Below are 3,606 nucleotides of genomic sequence, written 5' to 3' on the forward strand. Positions count from 1 at the left end.
TTTCAGGATTCCATCAGCATACCCACTTATGAATAAAAACCTTACGTCTGGATCCATTTTTTGTACTGATTCATAAAAATCAATTCCGCTCATTAACGGTAGCACAACATCTGTTATAACAAGGTCAATGTCATTCCGGTTTTTCTCATAAATATTTAGCGCATCGCGACCATTTTCTACCGTAAGCACCGTGTATCCTCTTCTTTCCAGACCTCTTTTTGTTATTTGGAGGACATCGACATCATCTTCCACTAATAATATTGTCTCGCTACCTCTTAGATCGGTTGATTTTTCGTCTAATTCCAGCTCTACTTGATTTATGGCAGATTTCGTTAAAGGGAAAAATATCTTGAATTCAGTCCCCAGTCCTAATTCGCTGACGCATTCAACGAACCCACCATGCTGCTTCATCAAGCCGTACACCATTGACAATCCCAATCCCGAACCTTTGCCCACTTCTTTTGTAGTGAAAAACGGCTCATATATTCGAGATAGAGTCTTCTCATCTATACCTGTTCCGTCATCCGATACACTTAGAACCACGTAGTCTCCGATTAACACTTCGACGTGTGAATTGCTGTATTCCTCATCAATGGAAACCAATTTAGTGCCTATGGTTATCTTTCCTCCATTTTGCATGGCATCACGCGCGTTTATGCAAAGATTCGTGATTATCTGATCAACTGCCGTCGGATCAGCTTGTATATCCGGAATTCCATGATCCAGCTCCTGGACCAACATTATATCCTCTCCTAAAAGCGGCTTGATGAATGAAAGAGTTTCCTCAATAATTTGATTTAAATCGACCGGCTTGATGCTGACAACCTGTTTCCTGCTGAAAGCCAGCAGCTGTCCTACCAGACTTGCGCCCTTTCTCGCTCTGTTTATGATAGCGCGCAGATCTTCGGCCAATTGTGAATCTTTCTCCACACTTGCCAGACACAATTCCGTGTATCCGACTATAGCAGCCAGATGATTATTGAAATCGTGCGCCATTCCCCCCGCAAGCTGACCGACTGCTTCCAGTCTCTGAGCTTCCTGCAGCTGTTTTTCAAGCTGTTTTTGAACGGTGACGTCTTCTTTCACGGCGATGTAGTGCGTGATCTCCTTTTTAGCATTGAATACAGGTGATATCGATGCGGATTCCCAGAATAGATCTCCGTTCTTTTTCCTGTTGTGAAATTCTCCTCTCCATTCCTTGCCTGAAGAAATAGTTTTCCATAACTTGGAGTAAAATTCATCACTTTGTTCACCCGATTTTAATATTCTCGGGTTTTGTCCGATCACTTCGTCCAACGTATAGCCCGATACCTCAACATACTTACTGTTGACATATTCTATTTTACCCTCCGAATCTGTTATCACCACACTGGTCGGACTCTGCTCTATTGCATGTGATAGTTGACTTATCTGGTCCGTCCTCTTTACACGCTCGGTGATATCGGTGACCATGCCTAATAAGGATTTCTTCCCCATGAAAGTAATTTGATTCCAATTGATAATCGTTTCTATTCTCTCACCTCTCTTATTCACGAGAGTACACTCCATCGTCGATTCTTCTCCTGTCCGTTCATATTTGACGAATTTTTTCTTTATCAGATTGATATGTTCAGGTAATATCAGGCTCAGGAAATTGAATTCCGGTGATATGAGGTCTTCCACTTTATACCCTGTAAATTCCTCACATTTATTATTAGCATACACGATCTTACCTTTTCGGATTATGAATATCATATTCGGCGAGTTCTCGGAGAGACTTCTGAATTTCTCTTCACTTTCCCTGAGTTTTTCCTCCGCCTGCTTGCGCTCGGTCATGTCGCTCCCGCTCACAATAAAGCCTGTGATATTATCGTCAGTATCAATATATGTAGAATAAGTGGCTTGTATGTATTTTAACCCAATCGATGGAAACTCAATCCAGCCTTGATAATTGACTTCTTCTCCGTCCATACAACGATCTGCGTTGGGCTTGGTAACAGTATTAAAAAACTCTTCTCCAAACACCTCAGTCACAGTTTTTCCAACAATTTCCGTCGGGGTCTTATTAAATGCTTCCGCATACTTCTTGTTGACCGTAAGGAATATGTAATTCTTATCCAATAACGCCAGCATATCCGCGGAAGTTGATACAATATTTTCATATCGACGTAACACTTCCTCCGCCTGCTTGCGCTCGGTAATGTCAAAGCCGTAAAGATGAATAGTCTTAGTATCTGTGTCCTTTACAATTTTGAATAAAAATGTTTTATCCTTTTTAGTTTCTTCTATCTGAAGGGGATTGGCACTCGTAAGTTTTTTTATGTTTGACTTCTTTAGGTTTGCAAATAATGAAAAAATTGATTTACCCATGACTCCCTTACCGTAAACAGCACGGCCGGCCCGATTGATGCTTTTTATTGTACCGTCATATTTAGTCTGTAAATAAGGGAAAGGATACTGCTCCCCAAAATTTGACATCTCTTTACTCATACCTTCATTAAGGTCTACCGTGAAAGAATTCCTCAAAATACAATTAACAAAATAATCGCTAATATTATTAAGCCCACAGCAATGCCTATAATCAATCGGAACCTTGATATTTTCGACCTCTCGTTATCAATTTTATCCGGTTTGCTCGAACTTTTTTTTATGGGAGTTAATTTCGAGCTAATATCAATTATACTTTTTGATCCGCTTAAAAGCTCTTCCATTTTTACTTGTTCATAATTTTTTAAAACACCTTTTTGTGATATTGATTTCGATATTTCAATGATCCTCATATATTCGTTAAAGTAATCTATCAGTGCTTGATCATATTTATCTGATGATTCCGCAATATGCCTGAACTTAGCGATGTGGTTGTGAAAAGTCTCTAACAGCTCGAGATAAATTAGCGGAAAATCAGAGTAACTATTTTCTAAATTTTCAATTAATCCAATAATGGATTTATTCGGCTGAAGCTTACCTATCAGACTATCCAACTCAGTTATCCTATCACTTATACCAATCTGTCTATCGGAATATGAATTTATTAGTTCGAATCTTATATCAAGGTATTTATCTAACCTTTCAAATTTTTCTTTTATGGCGGGAACGTTTTTCTCAATTTCCTTGAGAGACTCCTCTTCGTTTTCTGTCTTTAGAAGTAGAAACAATTCATCAACATGTGTAAGAATCTCCAATTCAATGATAGATATTTGATATGCTTTTTCGGCAGTTAAATATTGAGTTGAATAAAACGGAGAATTAATATCCCCTAAACTATGTTTTTCAATATTTTTATCCGCATATTTTTTAATTTTATCAAAAAACCATAGAATTTCAAGTTTACCAACCTTCGCGAATAGAAAACCAAGAGATTCCGCAAGTGTTGATATAGGCTTGAATCTCCCTTCCAAACTGGTAATGAATGCATGAGCAGTCGTTTTCCTATTGTCAGAATCAATATAGCCGAGATAATTTGTTAATGATTTAGATAAAGTTTCTGTTGCTTCGTGAATAGATTCTTTTTCAATGACACTTCCTGAACCGGGATTTGATATTGTAAAATTAAATGCCATTCTTTCCTGATGAATTAGTTTTTAAATTTGATACTACTATATATATTTTTCTATCGTTACAATTTTA

The 3,606-nt window shown here is 37.9% G+C and carries 2 protein-coding genes; both read right to left on the minus strand.

What is annotated here, in order from left to right; genetic code table 11:
- Window positions 1–2,349: PAS domain S-box protein (locus IIB39_11285; protein MCH8929278.1), on the minus strand; the 2,349-nt coding region annotated here is incomplete at its 3' end.
- 152 nt (window positions 2,350–2,501) lie between these two features.
- Window positions 2,502–3,539: a hypothetical protein gene (locus tag IIB39_11290; protein MCH8929279.1), complete on the minus strand. Its 1,038-nt coding sequence runs from the start codon at window positions 3,537–3,539 to the stop codon at window positions 2,502–2,504.
- Window positions 3,540–3,606: the final 67 nt, after the last annotated feature.

It is taken from the genome of Candidatus Neomarinimicrobiota bacterium, from assembly GCA_022573815.1.
Classification (GTDB): Bacteria; Fidelibacterota; SORT01; order SORT01; family SORT01; genus JACZTG01.